Consider the following 24,421-nt stretch of genomic DNA (forward strand, 5'->3'; position numbering starts at 1 on the left):
GGCCACGCACGGCAGAATCGGTCCGGGCGCAGGCTACTGGGTTTCGACATGGCTCGATCAAACGTTCGAATCGGCTGGCTCACCGCGATGTACGGCGCGAGCGCGCTGACCGCTCCCGCATTCGCTCAGCAAACGGACGATACGGTCCTGGAGCAAATCGTCGTCACCGCGCAGAAGCGCGAGCAGAACCTGCAGGATGTCGGCATCTCCGTGGCGGCTCTCGATTCGGAGGCCTTGTACAACCGGGGCGTCACCGCGAGCACCTCGCTGGGCGCGATCACCCCCGGATTGGTAGTCACCGACTACGGCAACCCGGTAATCACCGTGTTCACCCTGCGAGGGGTGAGTCAGTTCGACTTCGCCGATCATCAGGAAGCGCCGGTCGCCGCGTTCGTCGACGGCTCCTATGTGCCCTACCTCAGTGCGGTCGGCATGAACTTCTTCGACCTGGAACGCGTGGAAGTGGCGCGAGGTCCGCAAGGCACGCTGTTCGGTCGCAACGCCACCGGCGGTGTCATCAGCCTGGTCAGCGCGAAGCCCACGGAGAACCCCGAAGGATATGCCGACGTGCGCGTTGGCAACTTCGGCGCGCTGCGTGCCGAAGGCGCCATCGGCGGACCGCTCAGCGACAGCGTGCGTGGCCGCCTCTCGGTTCTCAAAGATCAGCACGACGGCTATTTCAAGAACGCGCTCGGCCCCGACAAGGGCGACGCCGACAACGTCAGCTGGCGCGCTCAACTCGCCGCGGACCTCGGCGAACGAGGATCCTTGGGCCTGATCGTTCGCGGCTCACGCGATCGATCCTCCACCAGCCCCTATGAAGCTCGCGCTGCTTACCCCGATCCGACGACGGGAGCCATTCGTAGCGGCGATGCCCAGGCGCACCGGGACTTCTGCGCAAGCTATTTCGGCGCGGACATTCCGAACGGCGCCGTGGATTGCCTGAGCGGCGACATCGCCACCGGCGATCCGTACCGCATCCGGCACAATCGCGGCGGCGCCTTCGAACGGGACTACTACGGCGCGACCGCCACCGTGAACTGGGACTTCGGCGCGGTTCAGCTCGCCTCGATCAGCTCTTACGGCACACTCGAAAAGAAATACGACAACGAGGATTCGGACGGCACTTCACTCGACACTCTCTACTTCGGACAGAGCGTCGATGCCGATGATTACTCGCAAGAGCTGCGCCTGTCGGGCGAAGGCGAGCGGCTCAACTGGGTTGCGGGCGCCTACTATCTGCACATCGACGGCGACTATGGCGCATCGACTGGCTATTTTCTGTTCGATCCCACCCTGCAAGCCGAGTCGGTCAACCAATACCGGCTCACCACTCGCTCCTGGGCTGTGTTCGCGCAAACCGAGATCAAGCTCAGCTCCCGCCTGACGCTCACCGCCGGCGGTCGCTGGACCGACGATGACAAACGATTCGCGCTCGCCACCGACTGCAGCGGCGCAGGCTGCGACGCGCTCGGCCTCACCGATCCGTCGCTGGTTCAAGGCACCGGCTTCGACGCGTCGGTGCCCGGTGCGGATACCACACGTTCATCAGGCAACTGGGACGCCAAGCTGCAGCTGGGCTTCCAGGCGAACGACAATCTGTTGCTCTACGCCGGCGTCACTCGCGGCACCAAAGCCGGCGGTTACAACGGCGGCGCGAGTGCCTTCTACTCGGTGGATCAAGTCATTTTCGACGATGAAGAGCTCACCAGCTACGAAGCCGGCGTGAAGAGCCTGTTCGCCGACGGTCGCGTGCGACTGAACGGCAGCGTCTGGTACTACGATTACGCCAACGTCCAGGTCTTCAGTCAGCTCGGCCCCGCCACCGTCACCTTCAATCGCGACGGCGAAGCGCATGGCGCGGAGTTGGAGCTCGCCGCGCGCGTGGCGCGGGGTTTCGATGTGGGCATGGGCATTTCGATTCTGAGCACCCAGCTCGATCCGATCGATGTGCAGAACATTCTTACCGGGGAGATCTCACAACGCGGCCAGGAGATGGTCAACGCGCCCGGCGCGACCGTCAATGTCACAGCTCGCAAGGAATGGCCAGTGGGTCCGGGCCGACTCTCGCTGCAAGCCGACGCGACCTGGTCGGACGATCGTAAGCTCAACTTGATCGACAACCCCGCCACCCGACAGTCCGCCTACACCCTGGCGAACCTGCGGCTCGGCTACGCAGCACCCGACGATCGTTGGGAAGTGGCGCTGTACGGTCAGAACGTGACCAACGAGGAGTACCGCACCGTCGCAACTCCATTCGTGAATTTCACCGGAGCGGTTCTGGAGCTCTACGGCCCGCCGCGCACCTATGGCGCTTCTCTCAGGGTCCGCTTTTGACGTCCGTCATTCACATCGATCCGCCCAATGCGCGGGATCTCGGCATGGGCGCGGCGGTACTGAGTGCCGGTGGCGGCTCGTTCCCGTATCTCGAACTGCTCGCGTTGCTCGAACAACTCTCGCAAGCGCCTCCCGTGAAACTCGTGGCTGCCGATTGCGTGTCGGACACTGCGCGGATTGCGCTCGTGGCCATGATGGGAGCGCCACTGCCGATGTTCGAGCGGTTCGCCGATCCCCAGCACTTCGCGCGCCCGGTCCGCGTGCTGGCGAGACATCTCAAAAGCGAATTCGACTATGTGATGGGTTATGAGATCGGCAGCATGAATGCCTTGATTCCGGTGATGGTCGCGGCCGAACTGGGCTTGCCACTGATCGACGCCGACACGCTCGGCCGCTCGTTTCCAGAGATCCAGATGTCGGCGCTGTCCATCGAAGGCGTCGACATGACGCCGCTGGCAGTGAGCGACATTCGCGCCAACGACATCGTGCTGGACCACGCCGCCAATGGCGCGTGGGTGGAGAGATTGCTGCGTCCCCTGGCGACAGCCTGCGGCTCCATCCTTGCGATGGCGGGCTCGCACACTGGAGCGCAAATCAAGACATGCGCGCACCATGGCACTTACTCACGCGCCATGCGCATCGGCAAGGCGATTCGCGAAGCACAGACGGCTCACCAGGATCCCGTGGACGCGCTGCTCAGGCACGAACGCGGACACATCGTGTTACGCGGCAAGATCGTCGACATCGAGCGACGCGCCGATGATGGCTTCGTGCGAGGCCGGGCGCTCATCCGGCCTGAGGGTGGCGGCGATCCCGGCGTCGTGCACTTTCAAAACGAATATTCACTGGTCGAGCACAACGGCCGGCACGTCGCGATGGTCCCCGACCTGATCGCCCTGCTCGGCTCGGAGCGAGGCGAGCCTCTGGGCACCGAAGCGCTGCGCTACGGCCAATACGTGAGCGTCCTGCGACTGCCGCCGATGCCACGACATCTCACCCCCAAGGCGCTCGCGGTGCTCGGCCCCCGCAGCTTCGGATATGACTTCGACTATATGACCCAGGACATGGAGACGCGCTCATGAGGCGCATCGGAATCGATGTCGGCGGCACCAATACCGACGCAGTGTTGATCGATGGCTCGCGAGTGATCGCATCGCTCAAGACGCCGACGACGGAAGATGTGACGAGCGGCGTGACGCGCGCCCTGAAACTGTTGATCGAGCGTGCGGGCGAAGCCGCCCTGGCCACACGCATCGTGATCATCGGCACGACGCACTTCGTCAATGCGGTGGTCGAGCGCAAGCGCCTGCGACGCGTCGGCGTGTTGCGGCTTTGTCTGCCGGCGTCCGCGTCGGTCGCCCCTTTCATCGATTGGCCGGAAGATCTGCGCGACATCGTCAAAGGCAGCGTCCATCTGTTGCCCGGTGGTTATGAGATCGACGGCCGCGAGATCGCGCCCCTGGATGAGCAGGCGACGCGCGAAGCTGCGGTCCGTCTGCGCGATGCCGGGCTCACCGACGTCGCGATCTCGTGTGTGTTCTCGCCTTTGATATCCGAGCAGGAACAGCGCGCGGCGCAGATCGTGCGATCCGTGATGCCGGAGGCGCGTATCACGCAGTCCAAGGATCTCGGGCGCATCGGGCTGCTCGAGCGCGAGAACGTCACAATCCTGAATGCGTCGCTCGGCGAGCTTGCCCGAAAGACGACGCAAGCTTTCCGCTCAGCCATTGCGGCGAGCGGACTGACCGCTCAGCTGTATCTCACACAGAACGATGGGACCGTGATGTCGGCGGAGATTGCCGAGCAATTTCCCGTGCTGTGCTTCGGCTCCGGCCCCACGAACAGCATGCGGGGCGCCGCCTTCCTGAGCGGGCTGACAGATGCTGCGGTCGTCGACGTGGGCGGAACGACCAGCGACATCGGAATGTTGAAGAACGGTTTTCCGCGCGAAGCAAACACGGTGGTGCAAGTGGGTGGCGTGCGCACCCTCTTCCGCATGCCGGATGTCATTTCAGTGCCCTTGGGCGGAGGGACCCGCGTGCGCACCGATCCCCGGCAACTTGGCCCCGACAGTCTGGGCTTCGGGCTGCTGGAGCATGGTCGTGTATTCGGCGGATCCGAGCTGTGCACCACCGACATAGCAGTCGCAACCGGCCTCATCGACCTTGGCGATGCAACTCTGGTGCGTGACATCGGCAGGGACACCATCGACTGGACTCTGAACGAAGCCCGCAGGCGGCTGGAAGATGGCATCGATCGGATCAAGACCCAGGCGGGAGACATTCCGTTGATCGCAGTCGGCGGCGGCTCTTTTCTGGTACCGCGCCAGCTGCAGGGGATTTCCGAGATCATTTTCGTTCCCCATCACGATGTGGCGAATGCCATCGGCGCCGCCATCGCTCAGATCAGCGGCGAGGTCGATCAGATCTTCCGCGACATGTCGCGCGCCGATGCGATCTCCAGCGCCACCGAGCTGGCCCGCATTCGCGCGGTGCAAGCCGGCGCCTCGCCCGGATCGCTCGAAGTGGTCGAAATGGAAGAAATGCCGCTCAGCTACATGCCCGGCGATTGTCGGCGCGTGCGCTTGCGGGTTGCCGGCGACCTTGCCTGAAAGGAGCAACGATGCCGAGCGGATCTGTGAATGCAGCGGACGTGGCGGAGCTCGCCGACGGCTGCGCGCTGTTGGGCTCGGGTGGCGGCGGCGATACGCACGCCCTTGGTCTGGTGCTGCGGTCCTCGCTCATCGAACGCGGCCCGGTGAGAGTCATCGACGCGAGCGAACTGTCTGAGCACGCTCTGGTCGTCAATGTCGGCTTTGTCGGCGCGCCCATCATCGCGGTGGAAAAGCTGTTCGCCGAGCGCGAGGTGCTGAGCGCGCTCGATGCGATGAGCCGCCGGCTCGGCCGGAAAATCGATGCGGTCATGGCAGCTGAAATCGGCGGCGGCAACGGCCTCACTGCCTTCATCGCCGGCTCGCTCCTGGGCGTACCCGTGGTCGACGCGGACGGCATGGGTCGAGCGTTTCCACAGAGCGATCAGATCTCGTATTCGATCTACGGACGCTCCGCCTCGCCGACCATGGTGGCCACCGATCAAGGCGACGTGGTTTGCGTGGAAAGCGACAGCAATCGCCGGATCGAGCAGCTGGTCCGGGCCGTGTCGGCGGCGGCCGGCCACAAGTGCTTCGCTGTCGACTACGTCATGGAAGGCAAGGACGTCCGCAACTGCGCCGTACTCGGCACTACGACGCTCGCACGACGGATTGGCGCCGCGCTACGCATGGCGCGCGCACAGCACGAAAGCCCCGTGCAAGTCCTCGAAGAGGCGTTGTCGAGTCATCCGGGACTGGTCGCGCGGATGCTGTTCGAAGGCAAGATCATCGGCTGCACGCACGAGACCCGAGGTGGCTTCAGTTTCGGTACAGTGCGAGCCACGACTGTGCCGGCGGGCTCGGAGCTCTCGATCGATTTCCAGAACGAATTTCTGATCGCGCGCCGCGACGGCGAAATCATTGCAACGACGCCGGATATCATCTCGCTCATGGATGCGGACACATTGCGAAACATAGGCTCCGAGGGCGTGCGGTACGGACAGCGGATCAAGGTGATCGCGATTCGAGCCCCTGAACTGCTGCGCACTCCAGCCGCGCTTGCGGTCGTAGGACCGCGAGCATTCGGCATTGGCGTCGACTACCGTCCGATCGGATCCTCGTCTTGAACGGCGAACGGTTCCCCGCGCTCGCGCACTTGTGGCAGGAACGACGACTGCTCGCCTCCGCGTTTGCGGGAGCCAACGGCGTGGGATTTCTGCCGCTGCTGGTGCTGCCGTGGACGCTGGGAGAATTGATATCGAGCGGCCGCTATAGCGCAACGATGGCGGGCTGGATTGCCACGGCGGAAATCTGCGCTCTGGCAACGACGTCGCTGCTGTTCGCAAAGGCCGCGACGCGCACCGGCCGTCGCTGGCTGGCTGCGGGCGGCACCATCCTGGCACTGCTCGCCAACGTCTGCTCCATGCTGGTCCCCGGCGGCACTGCCTTCGTCGTCACTCGTTTGCTATCGGGCGCCGGCCTGGGATGTGCTGTCGCGGTGGGCAACGCAACTGCATCGAGTTCTCTCAACCCCTCGCGCACCTTTGCCGGAATGTGGTTCGCGATGGCCCTGTGGCAATTGATCGTCTACAACGTGACGCCCTGGGTGATTCAAAGCGGCGGTCTCGCCGCGGCCTACGGATTGCTCGCGGCTGTGTGCGCGCTGTTTCTGCCGTTGATCATTCTCACGCCAGATCCGCGCCGCAATCCGATCGAGACAGCCGACGGCACGCAGCCCGCCCGAGCTCCGCTTCGCTGGTTGCCCGCTACGCTCATGATCATCGCGTTCGTCACTTTCTGGTTGAGAGATGCGCTGGTTTACTCGCTGTCCCAGGTGGTGGCCGCCACGCGCGGCGTGAGCGCACAGCAACTCGGCCAACTGCTCGGACTCGCATCCCTGTTTGGATTCGTCGGGCCGGCACTTGCGGCGCGCTTCGCGGAGCGCGGTGCCCGAACTCCGGCGCTCGCCGCGGGGCTGATCGCCGTTCTCCTGGTCTCACTTGCGATCACAGCGGGCTCGTCCGCGAGGACATTGATGGCCGGACTCTTCTTGATGCCACTGGCGGGTCTGTTCACCACGCCGCTGCTTTCAGGGCTCGCTGCACAGGTCGACGAGACCGGCCGCCTGCCAGCCCTCTGTGCAGGCGTCGGGTTCTTCAGTCAGGCATTCGGCTCGGCGATCGGCGCATCGCTGCTCGAATCCGGAGGACTCGAAGCATTGACCGTGGCCGTGCTCATCGCCGGCGCGGCCACCCTGCTCTCCGCAACCAGCTGCCGGGCTTAGAAACTTGGTGAGTCAGGAGCGGGAGCGCGCTTCAAGACTTTGCCATGCAAGCCCACCGGCCGGCCGTTCTCGAAGGCCACGTCGCCGTTGACCACGATCACGTCGAGACCGGTGGGACGCAGCGTCGTCTGCGTCCAGGTGGCATGACTGCGAAGCCGATCCGGCGACAGCACGACGATATCGGCCTTGCGGCCCGGCGCCAGCACACCGCGATCGATGCCGAGAATCCCGGCGCTCAGGCCCGACATTTTATGAATGGCGCGCTCCAGACTCATCTTGGGCGGCGCACCGACGTGCTGTTCCAGCACCTTGATGAATGAGTCGGCCGAGCGCGGGTGATGCATCGACGGCCCGCCATCGGTGCTGATGCCGACCTGGTCGGCGCGAATGAAAACACTCTGCACCGCCTCGGACATCAGAAAGTGTGCCTGCGGGGGGCCACCGTAGCCGAGCTCGTCGATGATGACTTTTTCATAGGGCTTGCCGAGAGTCGCGGCGATCTGCGATAGCCGCTGATCGGCATATTTGCCGCCGACGATGAGAATGGCTTCGGGCCCGTTGCGCTCCTCCACACGCTTGCGCAGATGAGCTTCGAGCTCGGGACGCCGATGCTTCACTGCCTCTGCGTAGTCCTGCTCGCTGCGAGCCCATTCTGGATATAGAAAGCGCAGATCGCTGGCACTCGCCATGTAGGCGTACACATCGGCCGTCACGGTCTTGCCGGCTGCTCGCGCCCGGGCCAGTTGCTCCAGCACCGCATTCGCCTCATCCGCCCGACGTCCCGCGACGATCTTCAAATGCGAAACATGCACGTGCGCGTCGATCTGTAACAACTCCTCGACCGCTGCATCGATCTTGTCGAAATCCTCCGAGCGCATGTGGCTCATGACCACGCCACCGCGCCGGCCCACCAGGTCGCCCAGCTCCTTCTGCTCGGCGGCCATCGAGTAGCGTCCCGGCGCATATTCCAATCCGAAGCTCAGGCCGAACGCGCCGGCGTCGAGATCCGAACTCAGAATCTCTTTCATCGTCGCCATCTGCCCGGTGGCAGGCACGGGCGCGTTGCCGACGCCGGCGATGGTGCGCAAACTGGCATGACCCGACAGCGTCGCAACGTTGACTTCGCTGCCGCGAGCGTCGAGCAACCGCATCCACTGCGCCAATGTCACAGGCTCTTTGGTTGCCGCGGCCGGATTGGCGATCGCCGCCCGCCACGCCGCCAGCGACGGTTCCGGATAACCCTCGGCACGCGCGGTATCGCCATCCTGGCCGAGCACCACCGTCGTGATCCCCTGCGCCAGGAAGTTGATGAACGATTCCTTCGTCGGATCGCCGTGCGAATGCAGATCGATGAATCCCGGCGTGACGACCTTACCGCGTGCGTCGATCGTCTTGCGTGCCTTCACCGCCGGATCGACGGCACCGACATGGACGATGTTGTCGCCAGACACGAGCACGTCCGCCTGGAACCGGTCGCGTCCCGTGCCATCGATCACGGTGCCGTTGCGAATCCAGAGGTCATAGGTTGTGTCGCCCGCGGCTTCGGCTCGCGCCAATAACGCCGTGACAACCGCAACCGCGGTGAAGCTCATCCTGAAACGTGTTCGCATGATTGGTTCCTGTCGACGGGTTCCGTCTCGATTGAGCTCAGCCGTGCGGCATGCACCTGCGCGCAAGCCAATGCGATCTGGTGGATTGCCGGAGTGATGGCGCGGGCGTAGATACGGGCGATGCTGGTGAGCTGCACGCTGCGTGCGCCTCGAACGAACAGCGTCACGCCCATGAATCCTTCGAGCTCCTTGACGACGCGACTGACGGCGCCGGGCGTCACGGACAACTCCTTCGCCGCCGCGACGAAGCTCTCATGCCGCGCGGCCGCCTCGAACACGCGCACCCAAAGCAAGGGGGGCAACCGTTTCAATCGAACACCCTCATGGCCTCGCGGCGCACGATGCTGATCGCGCTCGGCGCACCCTCGGGCCGCGCCTCGTTGTTGGTGTTGAGAGCACCGACGATGCCCCGCCCCGTGACCGGATCGCAGTAGATGAAGGACAGGAATCCGCCCTGGTTGCCGGTGTGACCGATCACGCGATGGCCGCCCTGGTCGGCAAGAAAAAAAGCCAGCCCGATGTTCTCGCCCGTCTCGCGCACGCCGGCCGGATACTGTGGCTGCCACATTTCTTCCAGCGTCGAGCGCTTCAGCACCGCATCGTAACGGCGCTTGCGCTCGGCATCGCCGCCGGTGGCGCCCGTCAGAAAGGCGACATACGCGACGGCATCGGCGAACGGCGCGTTCCAGCCGCCATTGGGAATGGTGATGCCCGGATCGAACTCGCCGCCGAGATCGTCGGTGATGAACTTGCCTTCGGGCTCTTTGCGAACCACGAATCGGCTCGAACGCTGCGAGGTCAGATGCACCGGCGTCTGGCCGAAGTAACTGCGCGTCATTCCCAGCGGCGTGAAGATGTTCTTCTGCACGTAGTATCGCCAGGGATCGCCGCTGAGCTGCTCCAGCATTCGCGACAGATAGATCCAGGTCGGATTCGAATATAGAAACCTGCTGCCGGGCGCGAACTCCAGCTGCTGATACGGCATCATCGCCACCAGTTGCTGCCAGTCGGTGGGCTCGAACGGCTGCCAGCGCGAGCCATCGCCGTACGGCCAAGTCGAATGCTGAAAGCCCGAGGAATGATTCAGCAACATCCGCAGCGTGATCGCATCCATCGAGCCGAACGGATTGTGGACCCGGCGCAGCTCAGGGACGTAGCGTGTGATCGGCTCGTCCAGAGACAGCATGCCGCGATCTCGGAGCTGCATCACCGTGATGGCATTCAACGTCTTGGTGATCGAGGCCCAGTGGTAAATGGTGTCCGCGTCGACACGCCGGCCCCGGGCTGGGTCGGCGAAGCCATAGTAATGACTGGCGACGATCTTGCCCTGCTCCACCAGCGCCACACTGCCGCCCACGACTCGATCGTTTGCCAACGTCGTGTCGAAGGATTTGACCAGGCGGGTCCATGGCTCAGGCAGCGGTGCCGCCACAGCCGCGGCGTTGACGACGAGCAATGCGAACCCGATGACGTACTTTCGCATCATGACACTCCGCCCTGCGCCGCACGAGCCAGGTACTCATCGACCTGCTCCTCCAATACATCCAACGGCAGCGATCCGCCTTCCAGCACCGCTTCGTGAAAGGCGCTCAGATCGAACTTCGCGCCCAGCGCGGCTTCCGCCTTGCACCGTAACTCATGAATCTTCAGCTGGCCGATCTTGTAACTGGTCGCCTGCCCCGGATGCGCGAGGTAGCGATTGACCTCGCGCGTCACATCCAGATCCGACAACAGCGTATTTTCTTTGAAATAAGCGATGGCCTGCGCGCGCGACCAACGCCTGGCGTGCAAGCCTGTGTCCACCACCAGACGCGCCGCCCGCCACGCGTCCTGTGACAGACGGCCCAGCTCCGAGTATGGATCGCGATACAGACCGAGCTCCTTGCACAAGCCCTCCGCATAGAGCGCCCAGCCCTCCGAATACACGCCGAACCCGCCGAAGCGACGCAGCTTGGGCAGGCCCTGCGCCTGCATCGCGTAGTTGAACTGGAAATGATGTCCGGGCGCGCCCTCGTGGCAGGCGATGCCTTCGAGCTGAGGCTTCAACGTCTGCGACAGATCCGACAGGTTGACGTACACGACTCCCGGTCGCGCTCCATCGGGCGATCCCGGGTTGTAGAACGCCACACCCGCGGTCGCTTGCCGCCAGGCTTCGATGGCTCGAACTTCCAGCCCTGACTTCGGCATGCGAGCAAACATCGAAGGCGCCTTGGACATGACTTCCGCGACCACGGCGCGCGCATCCGTCAGATATTGTTCCCGCCCTGCATCCGTATTCGGATAGTGAAACTCGGCGCCGGCATTGATGTGCGCGAAGAACTCGGTCAGCGTGCCCTGGAAGCCCACTTTGACCTGGATCGCTTGCATCTCCCGCTGAATGCGCGCCATCTCCTCCAGACCGATCTGGTGAATCTCGTCGGCGGTGAGATCGGTCGTCGTGTATCGACGTAACAGGCTCGAGTAATACGCGCCACCGTCGGGCAAGCGCCAGACGCCGTCGTCGCTGGTCGCCAGTTTCGAAGTGGCCTCGAGCGTCGCGATCACTTTGTCGTAGCCGCGCCGTAACGGTCCCGTCAGCGCGGCCTGCGCTTCCGCCAACAGGCGTCGTTTGGTCGCATCGTCGGCATCGAGCTTGCCGACCTTGGCTTTGAAATCGGCCCACAGCGCCGTGTCTTCCCCCACACCGAACGGCGCACCCGATGTCACTTTGCGTGCATCGGCAATGATGGGAGCGAACACGAAGCTCGGCTCGACGACACCCTTGGCCACGCGCTGGTTCAATTCGTGCGCCAACTCGCCCATGACGCGTTCCGTGTCACGCAGCCGAGAGATATAAGCCTCCGCGTCGGCCACGCTGTCCACCGTATGCGTGTTGATGAAGAACGCCGGCACCATGCCGGTGGGTGCCCCCATCGTCGTGAACGAAAACGCATGATCGCGCCAGCGCGCCCGCTCCTCCTCTTCGGCGATGGAGCGCTCGAACAATCGATACGACAGACGCCCCTGGCCCGTGAGCTTGCGCGGATCGAAGGAACGACGCATCTCCGCCAGTTGCGCTCGCGACAACGCCAGCTCGCGATCCCGACCGGCCGAGGTGTAATCGTCGAGTTTGCCGTAGTCACGCTTGATACCCATGCGGGTCATTTGTTCGGGCGACAGCGCCAGCTGCGCATCGAACGCGGCGTCGAGGAATGCCACCAGACGAGCGTCCTCAGTCGCGGCATCCACGGTCGGATCGGCTCGAGTTACTGAGCGATTCGGCGATTCCGCGCCCGGCTCAGCACGAGTTACTGGCTGCGCCGGCAATTCCTCAATCGGGAGCATCAGCTGGCTGGGATATCGCGCATCGTGATGCAGATGAATATGCGCCGTGCGCGCATCTCGCGCCGTCTCGTACGCGACGCTGCCGCCCGAGTTGTAATTCTTCTGGGTATGGATCGAATTCGGCGACCGCACCACCAGCCGCAAACGACTGCCGACCGCGACCTCACGCGCGAAGTATGAGAACTGATCGAAGTCGTACTGCTGGACCTTGCCCGGCGGCACCGGCGTCGCCTGCCGCAATGACTGCCGATATCGGGCGCGCAGCGTCGCCCCCGTGAGCTGAATGCTCTTGCCGTCGCCTTGAATCTCGTAAAGATTCGCTTCCAGATCCGTATCCGGTACATCCATCGACAGATACAACCGCAAGCGTGGTTGCCCGGCGATCTTCGTAGCTTCAGTGAACGGCGCGGTGTGATACACCACGCCCGCGCCGCCGAGGTTCATCGCATCGGCCTGACTGAGATAGCCAGACAGCGATTGCTCGACCGGCGCAACCAGTCCAGGGCGCGTATCCAAGGGATCGTAGACCCAACGGTCCGGCTTGCTCGCCCGGCGAGGCATTTGCTCGCTCAAGCTGCCCGCGCCGAATACATCGTTTGCTCGCCCGTCGACCGAGCTCAGATGCAAGGTTCGCGTGGCGTTGGACACCGCATCCAGAGAGTCCGCGTAGCGCCACTCATCGTTGCCGTTGCCCGGCAAGTAATACGCCACGCGTGCTTTGAGGAATTCGGGCTTCGGCCCGCCCTTGAGCGTCCAGTCGTACCATTGCTGATGCACTCGATCCAGGTCGAGCATCGAGCCCGGTCCGAAACTCAGCCCGCCCAGCTCGCGTCTCGGGGCACGGGTACCGGCGTGATCCCAAGGGCCAATGATCAAATAGTGGCGCTCGCGAGCCCCCGCTTGAGCCGCCGCGAGATGGTTACGGTAATAGGCCAATGCCCCGAGTTGATCGCCGTCGTAATACCCGGTGATGGTGAGTACCGGCAGATCGATGCTCGCGTATTCCTGTCGACTCGGCGTGAGCGAGTCCCAGAACTCATCGACCTCCGGATGCTGCAGCCATCGCTGGAATGTTTTCGAGGGCGTGCCGAGCAGCTGTTGCAACGATGCAAACGGCAGATGCTGCCGATAGATCTGGCGGGCGACGCCTTCGAACACCGTATCGCTCGCGAACAGATTACCATTGAGCGTGCGGCCCGCCGTGAAGATCAGCCAGCGAGCGGGATACGTGCTCATCCGATTCTGCAGATAAGGAAAGTCGACGCCCGGATGCGCCGCGGCTGCAGGCACGATGGTCGCGAGATGAGGTGGACGCGTTTTCGCTGTGGCCCACTGCGAGAAGCCGCTGTATGAGCCACCCCACATCGCCACCTTGCCATTGCTCCACGGCTGCGCGGCCAGCCATTCCACCGTGTCGTATCCATCGTTGGCGTCGTGCAAGAACGGCTCGAACTCACCGTCCGAATTGCCGCGGCCACGCACGTCGACGAGCGCGAATACATAGTCACGCCGTGCGAAGTACATCGCGCGGTCATGAAACATATCGGCGATGTAAGGCGTCGCTATAAAAATCACGGGCAGCGGACCGGCGCCGCGAGGACGATAGATCGTCGCGGCCAACGCACGACCATCGCGCATCGGTACCCTGCGATCCCACAGTACTTCGACGTCACTTGCGTCGATCACTCGCGCGACTTGCGCAGGTGCGCTGGCGCCGCACACGTTTCCAAACAGACACAGCAGCATCGCAAGCGGCAGCAACGCGCGAAGATTCATGGCGACACCTCCGCGCTCGGCACCGTGCCCCGCAAAGTCTTGCCTCGCACGGGATAGGCAGGACGCGTCGCCTTCGGCACCGGATGCTTCGCGAGTTCCTCCATGACGACGGCGATGGCCCGCTCCAACTGGGGATCTCGTCCCGCGATCACGTCCGCCGGGGTCTGCTCCACATCGATGTCCGGCGCGACTCCCTCGTTCTCGATGATCCAGCCCTCCTCGGGCGTCCAGATAGCGACGTTCGGCGCGGTGACCGTGCCGCCATCCAGCAACGGTGGATAACCGAAGGTTCCGACCAGACCGCCCCAGGTGCGCCGGCCGATGATGGGCCCCACTTCGAACTTGCGGAACATCCACGGCAGCAGGTCGCCGCCCGAACCCGCGCTCTCGTCGATGAGCAGCGCCTTCGGTCCGGCGATCGAGGCGAACGGCGTGCGCATATCCTCGCCGTAACGCATGGCCCAGTTGGCGATGAACGGTCGCCGCAGCAACTCGATGAAATAGTCGGCGACCAGGCCGCCGGCATTGAAGCGCTCATCGACGATGATGGCGTCGCGATTCAGCTGCGGATAGAAGTAACGCTTGAAGTATTGATAGCCGGGCGCGGCCGTGTTGGGAACGTAGACATAGGCGACGCGACCGCCGGTGGCGTGTTCGACCTTCTGCAAATTCCCTTCCACCCAATCGCGATTGCGCAGCGCCGCCTCGCTGGCAATGGGTGTCACCTGCACATTGCGCACCCCCGTGCCGTCGGCGTTCGGCCCCAACTCGATGTCGACGATCTTCTCAGCCGTGTTCTCGAACCAGCGATAGATGTTGTCGGTCGCACGCAGCGGCCGGCCATTGACGGCGAGCAGATAGTCGCCCGCCCTGGCATTCACGCCAGGCGCGGTGAGCGGCGAACGCAGCTGGGGATTCCAGTTCCGCCCGCCGAACACTTTCTTCAAACGATACCGGCCCTGGGCGATCTCATAGTCGGCCCCGAGCAGCCCGCCGGGAATCGTGGCGATCTGTGCGCGCGTGTCGCCACCGTTCACGCCGTGATGACCGACCGTGAGCTCGCTGCACATCCACTGAATGATCCGGCTCAGGTCATCGCGTGTCGTCACATGCGGCAGGAACGCCGCGTACTTCTCACGCTGCTTCGCCCAGTCCACGCCATGCATGTTGGGGGCGTAGAAGAAGTCCCGGTTGATCCGCCAGGCTTCATCGAACATCTGTCGCCACTCGAGCATCGGCTCGACACGCACTTCCACCGCGTCCGCCGCAATACGACCTTCGGCCGGCTCCACCTTGCGCGTGGTGGGGACGATGAACCAGTTGCCGCCGTTCTGATACAGCAGCTTCTGGCCATCGTGAGAAACGATATAGCGCTGTACCTCCGGCAGCACCACTTCGTTCTTACGAGTGTTGATGTCGTAGCGATTGAGCGCGTTCTTGCCGTCTGTCGCTTTCAGATAGAACAGCTGCCCCGCCAGACCCGTTTGCAGACTGGAGAGCTCCGCCACGGCCAACGGCAGATCGAGGATGCGGCGCTCGATGCCGTCGAAGTCGATGCGGAACGGTCGTTCCTCGGCGGCACTGGCCGGTCGCGGCGGCTCCTCATCGCTTTGCTTCGCGAGCGGCGAGAGCTCGTCGTTGCGCAGGACGGCGACATACACGCCGAACGTCGCGCGCATGTCGGTGCTGGACAGCGCGAACCAGTCCTTGACCGGGCCGGCGTCCGTCGAGGCGAGAAAGTACAGATATTTGCCGCTGCGATCGAAGACCGGATCGCGCACTTCGCTCAACCCATCGCTCACTGCAAACGCTTTGTCCTGGGCGACCGAGTAGACGGATACCTTCGTGAGCAACGCGCTGTCATGCATCGCGTAGGCGAGCCATTGCGAATCCGGCGACCATTGGTATCCCAGGTCCAGCGTCGGGCCGAAGAGAGATTGTGCGGCAATCTTTTTAGACACGCCGCTGGCTACGTCCACCCAATACAGACTTTGCGAGTTGTCCTGGTAGGCAATCCGCCGCGAATCGGGTGACCACACCGGCTGGTTGTAGAAGCCTGCGCCCGCGACTGCGATGATCCGCGCCGGACCTTTGCCGTCCTGACTGCCGATGTGCAGCCGATACTCCCCGGAGCTGTCGGAGAACCAGGCGATGGAACGACCGTCCGGCGACCACGCGGGCGAACGATCGTGTGCGCCGGGGCTGGCGGTGAGATTGCGTGCATCGCCTTTCTCAGCCGGCACGGTGACGATCTCGCCCCGCAGATTGAATGCAGCGCGCGCACCGCTCGGCGACAGCGCCGCTTCACGAATCCATTTCGTTCCTTTGACGTAACGAGGCCGCGTGTCGCGCAAGTCGGAGGCCACGTCGACTCGCAACTGCTGGCTCGTCCCCGACGTCAGATCCAACAGATGCAGCGCGCCCGCCTGCTCATAGACGATGCGGCCCGCGGCACCCGCGGCGTTGAGCACCGGAAAGTCCGTGTGTCGTGTGAGTTGGCGAATCTGCCCATCGCGCGCGCCAAAGGCAAACAGATTGAACTCGCCGTTGCGATCGGAACGAAAGTAGATCGTGTCGCCGAGCCAGATCGGATCGGCATCGTTGGCGCGCGAACCCGGTTGAGGAACGCGCTGGATCGCGTGATCGCGTGTGTCGTAGAGCCACAGCGTGGACACCGCGCCGCCCCGGTACTGTTTCCACTGCAGATGACGCGGACTGATGGGACTGTAAGCGAGACGCAGGCCATCGGGAGAGTAAGTGGCGCGTGCCGCGTTTGGGATCGGCAACGCTTGCTCCGCTCCGCCTTGCACCGGCACCGTGAAGAGCTGCGTGTTACGAGACGTGAAGACAGCTCGCGGCGACGTGAAGAGCACCGCCTTGCCATCCGTTGTAAAAGACTGGACCAGATCCGCGTCCGGATGCCAGGTCAGTCGGGTCGGCGCGCCGCCGCTGACGGGCACCGTATAAACATCGATGTTGCCGTCGTACTGTGCGCTGAACGCGAGGGTCTGACCGTCCGGCGAGAACACCGGATTGCTTTCCACGCCATCGTCCGCAGTCAGCCGGCGCACATTGCTCAGCGCAGGCGCGCCTTGCAGATCGGCAATATACAAATCGCCCGCGTAGATGAATGCGATCTGCGTGGCGCTGATGGCGGGCTGCGTCAGCAAGCGCGCATCCGTCGCCCCGTTTGCATGGGCAGGCGCGCACACGCCTGCCCATGCGGTGAGGATCAGCCTCACCGCGAGCCCATGGTCGCGAGACATATCAGAAGTGCGTGCGGAGATTGAGCCCGACGGTACGTGGCCGCGGCCGCGTGGCCGCCGGCAACTGCCCCGTCATCGCCTGATTGCTATCGGTGATGTTGTCCACGAACAGGAACAATCCCCAGGCGTCCTTCTCGACCCCGATGCGACCGTTCACAAGAGTCACGTCTTCGCCGCGACCGATCGCGTTGGCACCGACGCTGTCGCGTGGCGAGTTGTATTGCACGCCGAGATAGGTGAAGCCCCGCAAGCCCGCGAGCAAGCCATCGGAGCTCAATGCACGACCGTAGCTGACTGAGCCGTTGAGCGTGTATTTGGGCACGCCGGAAATGCGCTGGCCCTTGCGGATGACGATGCCGGTCAGATCGGCGACATCTTCATCGTAGGTCGCATCGTTGTAGTTGCCGTTCAAGCGCAGGTTCAGACCGCTGAGCGGCTGGAAATCCAGACTCAGATCCAGACCCTGGGAGCTGGCGCTGCCGACGTTCAGGATGCCGACGAACGGCGGGCTCACCGACACACTCACGGGGGTCTGCAGATCTTGCCACTCGTTGCGATACACAGCGGCTTCGGCCACCAGTCGTCCGCCCGCCAACGAGGCTTTGACACCGACCTCATACGACCAGAGCGTTTCGGCATCGATGCCCAGCGGCAGATCGGGATCGAACAGGCGCGGCGTGGCCAGTTGCGTCTGGCCGCTGCGGAACCCCTTGGCCACGTTCGCGTACCACAGCCAGCCCGGCGCCGGCTTGAATGCCAGGTTGAAGCGCGGGCTCACCGAATCGAAGTTGGCGATCGTTCGCCCCGTCACCGTCGTCCCCAGGGTCTCCACGGTCTCGCGCTCGTCTTCGAAATATCGCAAGCCGGCGGTGGCCTCGAGCATGCCGTCGAGGAACGCATACGTGCCTTCGCCAAACACGGCCCACGACTTCGAAGTCTGCGCCGTGAGGCTCGGACCGAAGAACGGGAAGCCCGACGGCAGCCCGATGAACGCATCGGTGGACAGGTCCTGATAAATGCCGCCTACGGTCCAGCGCATCGCGCCGTCGCCACGCGACGCGAGGCGAACCTCCTGCGTGAAATTGTCGGCCGGCGAGTTGAACGCCACCGGCGCGGGCAGCCCGAGATTGGCGAAGAAGTTCTGGTGATAATCGATGTACGAGGTGGCGCTCAGGATATCGACGCCGGGTGCCTGATAATCGATCACCGCGCTGAACAGGTCATATTCGACTTCGATGCGGGGATCGTTGGTCGAGGTGGTCTTGCGGTTCCTGAGCGAATTCGAGCTTTGCCCGATCTCCTGCCGGCTGAACCAGCCCGACAGGGTGATGTCGAGCGCATCGGTGGGCGCGAAGCGCAGCTTGCCGCGATAGCTCTGCATGTTGCGATCGTTGATGTCCTTCTGACGCGGCGAATCGACCCAGCCGCCCCAGTCCTCATAGCTCGCGACGCCACGGAACGCGAGCTTGCCCTCCACCAACGGCACATTGACCGCGCCGTGCAGCTGATAGTTGTCGCCACCGTCTGCCGTGGTCGAGCCGACCACGTTGGTGCGCACTTCGAAATCGTTCAGATCGGCATTGCGCGTCAGGATGCGGATGGTGCCGCCCATCGAGCCTGCGCCATACAACGTTCCCTGCGGTCCGCGCAGCGCTTCCACTCGTTCCAGATCGAACGCCCGCACGTTCGGCAGATCGGCCAGATTGACCAGACCGAAAGGCAGCTCATCCAGGTAGTAACCCACCGTCGCGTCGCCATTGACCGAGCCGATGCCCCGGATGGCGATCGACTGATTGCCGTCGCCGGCGTCGACGACGGTCACGCCGGGAGCTTCCTGCAGGAAATCGGCCAGTTCGTTTGCACCGGTCTGCTCGATCCGTTCGCCAGTGAACGCGGTCACCGCCAACGGCACATCGAGCAACTTCTGTGTGCGACGCTGCGCAGTGACGACAACCTCGTCCAGATAATTTACGACGGGCTCCGTACCCGCCGACTCAACCGGCGCCGAGTACGATTGCATCGGTGCAGCGGCCAATTGGGTCGTTGCCGACATCTGTGTGATGCGCGCGGCGGTCTCGGTGCTGGTCGTGCGAGCTTCGCGTTTGCGTACGATGGAGAACGTGTCGCCGTTTCTGACGAACGTGTATCCGGTGCCCGTCAACAGTCTGTTGAGCGCCTCTTCCGGCGAATACGTTCCTTCGAGCGGCGCCGCGAGCAGCACCGACTCGGCAGTCTCGGGCGAAAAGATCTGAATCCTGGATTGCCGCGCGAATTCCAACAGTGCACCCGCCAGCGGCTGCTTGGCGATGACGTAGCGCTGCCTCGGCGGCTCCTGCGCGAACGCCGCTCCCATCAGCAGCGTGCATAACATTCCGGTTCCGACAATCCGCACTCGCATGGACATGACGTTCTCCCCGTAGCTTTTTTTCTAGCGCATCGGAAGACGCCTGAGCGCGAAGCATCCCGACATTTATTTATCGCGCCCCATCATGCTCTGGTCCCACGCGATGTCCGGGCTCGCGGTTCGTTCCCACAGGAACGGCATGCGTGCCCGTTTGCGGTTGCCGGTCTCATTCATTTCGACCGCGTCGTAGAGACGTCCATTGGCCATCGTGAAGCGGACCCCGGCGGTGGCGCGAATATCCTGCAAGGGATTGGCTTCGAGCACCACCAGATCGGCAAGCTTGCCAGGTTCCAGGCTGCCCAGCTGCGCTTCGAGCCCCAACGTTCTGGCGCCATTCAACGTGGCGGCACGCAACGCCTGATGGGCGCTCATGCCGCCTTTTTGCAGCGACCACAACTCCCAATGCGTGCCGATGCCAAAGATCTGACCATGCGCGCCGACATTGACGGTAACACCGCGGTCAGCAAGCTTTCGATGCGCACGCGCGACCGCCAGGAACTCCGATTCGTAAACTTCATCAGTGGCCCGCGGCGTCCACATCGCACGCAAGTAAGTGGGCTTGTAACCGCCGTGGAACATGTCGAGCGCATCCGGCACATAACGTTTGATGCGCGCATCGTCCCAGATGCGTTCCTTGTCGTACCAATAGTCTTCACCCCACATCTTGCCGGCGGCGACCAGCAACGTCGGCGTTTGCGACGCGCCTGAATGCAAGGCCAGCTGGATCACGTCTTCATAGACCTCATCGACCGGCAGGCCATGTTCGATGGTGGTATGCCCATCCAGCATCATGGACAGCACGTTGTAGAAATTCAGCCCCGCCTCAGGTGCAACCATCATGCCCTGCTCGCGTGCCGCCGCGATCAGCCACTGTCGCTGGTTGCGGCGTGGCTGCATATAACTTTTGACGATGACCGCGCCCATCGATGCCCGTTGCGCCACGTGACGACGCGCGTCGTCGAGGCTTTCGATAGCTGCGTAAGGCGCACCTCCGCTGAGACCGAGAATCGGCGAACCTGTGGAATACACTCGCGGCCCGACCGCCACGCCAGCCCTCACCTGCTCGGCACGTGCCAGCGTCGCTGCAGTTTCCGCCGAGGGATCCATGATCGTCGTCACGCCGAAAGCGAGCATGGCGTAGTACGGCGGATACTGCTGTGGCGCCAGCTCACCGAATGTATGGTGGATGTGAGCATGCATGTCGAACATGCCAGGAATGATGGTCGTGCCGGCGGCATCGACCACGTACGCATCGGAGGGCACAGCGACAGCGCCGCGCACACCGACGGCCTCGATGCGATTGCCAGACACAACCACCACGCCGTCCTCGATCACCTCGTCGCCTTTCATGGTCACGAGGCGTGCGCCGACGAAGGCCACTTTGCCCGTCGGTTTGTCCGCGGCCGTTTCCAGACCGAGCATTCGGCCGTGATCGCGAGGCTGCCACGAACCGGCGGTCGTCTCTCGAACGGGAAACACTTCGGTCACGAGAGCGCTGAAATACTCGGCGCCGGAGACCCAATGCACGGCGCTGCTGTCCGGGCTCCAGTGCAATTCGCGCCCCAGCCCCGTGGCCAGTCGACGCGTGGGTACTTCACCTCGCCCCAGTGCAACGAATGACGCTGCACCGCTGGCGCTGTAAGGTGCCAGGTACACCACGCCCAGCTCTTCGACGGCGATCCAGCGCCCGTCCGGGCTCAGCGCGAGGCGGTCGGCGGCCTCCGTCCTGACATGCATGCGCTCGTCCAGACCATCGAGACGCACACTGAACAGCGCCACACCGCTCTGCTCCGGACGGCTGAAGTAAATCCGCGTGCCATCCGGCGAAAAACTCGGGCGACTGCCCCGGGCCACGACGAATGTTTCTTTCCCCTCGTCGAGCCCTAGCCGGTAGATTCCGACGCGCGTCCCTTGCCCGCCGACATAGGTCTCGGCCGATGCAAGCTGAAACACCACCTGTCGCCCATCGGCGGAGAACGCGGGCGCACGCACCAACGCACGCGAATGGAACAGCTCGCGAGTGTGCCCCGACTTCAAATTCATCACGCGCAGCGAGCTGCCGGTGACGTCGTTCCAGGCGACGAACAGTAACGATTTGCCATCGGCCGAGAATGCCGGCTCCACTTCCAGATCCGTGCTCTGCGTGAGACGACGAGGAGCCGCCGTGCCCTCGCTGCGCCACAATCGCCCCAAGGCGCCGAACACCAGCGTGCCTGAGCTCGAGCGGGCCGGATGGCGGATCACGCGCACCGTGAATCGATCGTCCGTCACCGCAGGAGAAAACTGCAGACGACGCTCGATGCGATGAACCGCTTCGGCACGAAACGGAATCGGTTGCGCGGTGCCCGCGACTGTATCGACCCGCAGGATCTTGCCGTGCGACCACAGCGCGACGTGACGATTGTCGGGAAACCAGGCGAACGCCGGATACCAGCCGTGGCCGGTGGGATTGAGCTGGTTGTCCTGGCTGAGATCGCCATAGACCGGTCGCTGCGTGCCGGTGTCCAGATCCGCCACGAACAACACCGATCGCTCGCGCACCCGACGCACGAATGCCAATTGCCGGCCGTCGCGGGCGATCTGCGGAGCGAGCGCGCCACCATACCCTCTCACGACGTCTGTTTTCTCGCCGCCATCGAGCGTCAACCGTCGCACCACGATGCCGTTCTCACCGGGATTGCGAAACACCACCGTCGGCCCGGTGACATCCTGCGAGTAATAGAGGAAGCGACCATCGGGCGAGAACCGCGGCTCGGTCGCATCCTTGGTCTCTTTCACCAGCCGCACGCCGCTGCCGCCTCGCGGATCGAACATCCACAATTCGCCCAGCATATAGGCGGTCTGTGTGGAAACATTCTTGCGCGCGACGATGCGCCGTCCGTCCGGATGCCAGGTGGGCTCGGTCATCAGATCGCGCGTCTCGCGGGTGAGCTGAGTCGCCTCGCTGCCGTCGCGTCGCATGGTCCAGACGTTGTCGCAGCCATCGGCGTCGCTGATGAAAACCAGCTTTTGACCGTCGGGCGAGAAGCGCGGTTGTTTCTCGATGGCCGGACCACCGCGCAGCAAGCGCGCGGTACCGCCCGTCGCTGGCATGACGTAGATGTCGCCCAGCAGATCGAATGCCAGCTCCGAGCCGTCGGGACTCACGTCGACGCTCATCCAGGTACCTTCGTCGACCGAGATGGTCACGTCGTCATGCGGCTCGGCCTGCACACTCCCGAACACACTCAACGCCGCCAGCGCCAGCCATCGACAGCAATTACTCATCGCGCGCCACCAGCTCGATACGTCCACCCCGACCGACCTTGGCTTCCACCGGCAGAATGAGCTCCAGGCTGCGGGCCAGCTTCGGCAGGTCGCCGGCTTCGAACACGGCCGTCAGTTTCAGGCCGTTCAATTGCTCGTCCACGATCACCAGTCGACCCTCGGAATAGCGATTGGCGTCGGCCACCACTCTTTCCAAGGTCTCGTTCCGGTACTCGAGCAATCCGACCCGCCACGCCCCGACGTGGCTCATGGAGCCGACGGCCCGACGTTTGATCTCGCCGTGGTCCTCGTAAACGGCCTCCTGCCCCGGGATCAGTCGCAGGGGAATCTCCGGCTGTTGTTCGCGCATCACTTCGACGCTGCCTTCGAGCACCGACACCGTGACGCCGCCGGGCCCTTCGTGCACGTTGAACGAAGTGCCGAGCACGCGAATCAAGCCGCTGCGTGCCTGCACGGTGAACGGACGCGCCGGGTTGCGAGTCACCGTAAAGAGAGCCTCGCCGTCCCGTAGCACCACGTCACGACTGGCGGCGACGAAACGCACTTCCAGGCGCGTTCGCGGACTAAGATCGACCTGCGTGCCATCTTCCAGCCGCACGCGGCGCACTTCTCCGGTATTGGTCGCATAGACGGTCGCGCCCCAGCGCCCGGACTGTTGCAAGCCGATCCACGCAACGCCCAGCACCGCCACGAGCAACACCGCCGCCAGACTCCAGGCGATCGGCATGCGAGTCACGGGTGCGGCCGTTACCACCGCCGCCGTCGAATACTGCTCCGCCAGCGAATCCAGCGAGGTCCACAGATCCTGCTGATAACGCAACGCCTGCCGGTTGAGCTCGGAGCGTTGCAGCCATGCGTCGAGTCGCCGCTGGTCCCGGCTCGACAGCGGGCCGGCGGCCCGGCGTACCACCCAGCGACGCGCCTGCCGGTAGGCCCACGCCGCTCTCAGGTTCCTCACCACACTCATAAAGACTCCATGAAGCCGCGTCCTTCGGCCGAATTGCGAAACGAGCGCTGCAAATGCCGCTCGATCCGCGCCATGCCGCGCATGATGTGTTTTTCGATGGCGCGGTCGGTCAGCCCAGTCTCTTGGGAGATCTCGGCGTAACTCATATGCTGGAACTTGTGCATGATCACGATGCGCCGGCACTTCGGCGGCAGCGCCCGCACGGCGTCGTCGAGAATGCGCACGGTCTCGCGCGCCAGGGCAATCCGCTCGGGGTCCATCTGATCCACGCTGGTGGCGCGGATATCGGCCGTATTGGCGGCCGTATAGAAGTGACGCACGCGGTCGCTGCGCCACTTGTCGTTGATCAGATTGAGGGCGATCGAGTGCAGGAAGGCGCGCGGATGCTCGATACCCGCCACGTCCTCCCGGCGCGACAGCCGGACGAACACTTCCTGCGCCAGGTCGTCGGCCTCTTCCCGGTCGCGCACCAGCCGGGCAATGTACTTGCGCAGCGCCTGCGAGTACTTGCTGTACAGGCTGGCCAGGACAGCGGCCTTGTCATCGCCCATTCGCCCCCCCTCGAGATCAGCGGGGACGGGATCTCGCTCCGCCGT

Annotated in this window: 14 protein-coding genes; 5 read left to right on the forward strand and 9 right to left on the reverse strand. The window is 63.8% G+C overall.

Features of this window, described 5'->3' with window-relative positions; translation table 11 throughout:
• Window positions 1-48 precede the first annotated feature (48 nt).
• The 5 genes from EKO19_RS20315 to EKO19_RS20335 are packed head-to-tail and all read left to right on the forward strand — an operon-like array spanning window position 49 to window position 7,211.
• Window positions 49-2,337, forward strand: coding sequence for a TonB-dependent receptor (locus tag EKO19_RS20315; RefSeq protein ID WP_129778263.1), 2,289 nt, complete (start codon window positions 49-51; stop codon window positions 2,335-2,337).
• Window positions 2,334-3,419, forward strand: a complete 1,086-nt coding sequence (locus EKO19_RS20320) for a DUF917 domain-containing protein (RefSeq protein ID WP_129778264.1) — start codon at window positions 2,334-2,336, stop codon at window positions 3,417-3,419. Before EKO19_RS20315 ends, EKO19_RS20320 begins: the two co-directional genes overlap by 4 nt.
• Window positions 3,416-4,948, forward strand: a complete 1,533-nt coding sequence (locus tag EKO19_RS20325) for a hydantoinase/oxoprolinase N-terminal domain-containing protein (protein WP_129778265.1) — start codon at window positions 3,416-3,418, stop codon at window positions 4,946-4,948. Before EKO19_RS20320 ends, EKO19_RS20325 begins: the two co-directional genes overlap by 4 nt.
• Before the next feature lie 11 nt (window positions 4,949-4,959).
• Window positions 4,960-6,054 carry a DUF917 domain-containing protein gene (locus EKO19_RS20330; RefSeq protein WP_129778266.1) on the forward strand — a complete coding sequence of 365 codons (1,095 nt, stop codon included), beginning with the start codon at window positions 4,960-4,962 and terminating at the stop codon, window positions 6,052-6,054.
• Window positions 6,051-7,211, forward strand: coding sequence for an MFS transporter (locus tag EKO19_RS20335; RefSeq protein WP_157995357.1), 1,161 nt, complete (start codon window positions 6,051-6,053; stop codon window positions 7,209-7,211). The genes EKO19_RS20330 and EKO19_RS20335 overlap by 4 nt, the downstream gene beginning before the upstream one ends.
• On the opposite strand, the gene EKO19_RS20340 is transcribed toward EKO19_RS20335, so the two are convergent.
• From EKO19_RS20340 to EKO19_RS20380, 9 genes are all read right to left on the reverse strand, one after another.
• Window positions 7,208-8,821 (reverse strand): N-acyl-D-amino-acid deacylase family protein, encoded by a 1,614-nt coding sequence (locus EKO19_RS20340; RefSeq protein ID WP_129778268.1) that lies wholly within the window; start codon window positions 8,819-8,821, stop codon window positions 7,208-7,210. The genes EKO19_RS20335 and EKO19_RS20340 overlap by 4 nt on opposite strands.
• Complete coding sequence (locus tag EKO19_RS39560; protein WP_129778269.1) at window positions 8,800-9,132, reverse strand: LysR family transcriptional regulator; 333 nt, start codon at window positions 9,130-9,132, stop codon at window positions 8,800-8,802. Before EKO19_RS39560 ends, EKO19_RS20340 begins: the two co-directional genes overlap by 22 nt.
• Window positions 9,129-10,307, reverse strand: a complete 1,179-nt coding sequence (locus tag EKO19_RS20350; protein WP_129778270.1) for a serine hydrolase domain-containing protein — start codon at window positions 10,305-10,307, stop codon at window positions 9,129-9,131. The genes EKO19_RS39560 and EKO19_RS20350 overlap by 4 nt, the downstream gene beginning before the upstream one ends.
• Window positions 10,304-13,921, reverse strand: a complete 3,618-nt coding sequence (locus EKO19_RS20355; RefSeq protein ID WP_129778271.1) for a DUF885 family protein — start codon at window positions 13,919-13,921, stop codon at window positions 10,304-10,306. The genes EKO19_RS20350 and EKO19_RS20355 overlap by 4 nt, the downstream gene beginning before the upstream one ends.
• Window positions 13,918-17,091, reverse strand: coding sequence for a S41 family peptidase (locus EKO19_RS20360; protein WP_217705477.1), 3,174 nt, complete (start codon window positions 17,089-17,091; stop codon window positions 13,918-13,920). Before EKO19_RS20360 ends, EKO19_RS20355 begins: the two co-directional genes overlap by 4 nt.
• 97 nt (window positions 17,092-17,188) lie before the next feature.
• Window positions 17,189-19,591, reverse strand: a complete 2,403-nt coding sequence (locus EKO19_RS20365; RefSeq protein WP_129778273.1) for a TonB-dependent receptor domain-containing protein — start codon at window positions 19,589-19,591, stop codon at window positions 17,189-17,191.
• Between the two features lie 66 nt (window positions 19,592-19,657).
• Window positions 19,658-22,858 (reverse strand): amidohydrolase family protein, encoded by a 3,201-nt coding sequence (locus EKO19_RS20370; RefSeq protein WP_129778274.1) that lies wholly within the window; start codon window positions 22,856-22,858, stop codon window positions 19,658-19,660.
• Window positions 22,851-23,825, reverse strand: coding sequence for a FecR family protein (locus tag EKO19_RS20375; protein WP_129778275.1), 975 nt, complete (start codon window positions 23,823-23,825; stop codon window positions 22,851-22,853). The genes EKO19_RS20370 and EKO19_RS20375 overlap by 8 nt, the downstream gene beginning before the upstream one ends.
• Window positions 23,822-24,376 carry an RNA polymerase sigma factor gene (locus tag EKO19_RS20380; protein ID WP_129778276.1) on the reverse strand — a complete coding sequence of 185 codons (555 nt, stop codon included), beginning with the start codon at window positions 24,374-24,376 and terminating at the stop codon, window positions 23,822-23,824. Before EKO19_RS20380 ends, EKO19_RS20375 begins: the two co-directional genes overlap by 4 nt.
• Window positions 24,377-24,421: the final 45 nt, after the last annotated feature.

This window comes from Peristeroidobacter soli, assembly GCF_004138485.1.
Classification (GTDB): domain Bacteria; phylum Pseudomonadota; class Gammaproteobacteria; order Steroidobacterales; family Steroidobacteraceae; genus Steroidobacter; species Steroidobacter soli.

What these genes read in the sequence shown, in the direction of transcription:
- EKO19_RS20355 (WP_129778271.1), bottom strand. Translation starts at nt 13,921, where the DNA reads ATGAATCTTCGCGCGTTGCTGCCGCTTGCGATGCTGCTGTGTCTGTTT.
- EKO19_RS20375 (WP_129778275.1), bottom strand. Translation starts at nt 23,825, where the DNA reads ATGAGTGTGGTGAGGAACCTGAGAGCGGCGTGGGCCTACCGGCAGGCG.
- EKO19_RS20380 (WP_129778276.1), bottom strand. Translation starts at nt 24,376, where the DNA reads ATGGGCGATGACAAGGCCGCTGTCCTGGCCAGCCTGTACAGCAAGTAC.
- EKO19_RS20325 (WP_129778265.1), top strand. Translation starts at nt 3,416, where the DNA reads ATGAGGCGCATCGGAATCGATGTCGGCGGCACCAATACCGACGCAGTG.
- EKO19_RS20350 (WP_129778270.1), bottom strand. Translation starts at nt 10,307, where the DNA reads ATGATGCGAAAGTACGTCATCGGGTTCGCATTGCTCGTCGTCAACGCC.
- EKO19_RS20365 (WP_129778273.1), bottom strand. Translation starts at nt 19,591, where the DNA reads ATGTCCATGCGAGTGCGGATTGTCGGAACCGGAATGTTATGCACGCTG.
- EKO19_RS20330 (WP_129778266.1), top strand. Translation starts at nt 4,960, where the DNA reads ATGCCGAGCGGATCTGTGAATGCAGCGGACGTGGCGGAGCTCGCCGAC.
- EKO19_RS20370 (WP_129778274.1), bottom strand. Translation starts at nt 22,858, where the DNA reads ATGAGTAATTGCTGTCGATGGCTGGCGCTGGCGGCGTTGAGTGTGTTC.
- EKO19_RS20340 (WP_129778268.1), bottom strand. Translation starts at nt 8,821, where the DNA reads ATGCGAACACGTTTCAGGATGAGCTTCACCGCGGTTGCGGTTGTCACG.
- EKO19_RS20315 (WP_129778263.1), top strand. Translation starts at nt 49, where the DNA reads ATGGCTCGATCAAACGTTCGAATCGGCTGGCTCACCGCGATGTACGGC.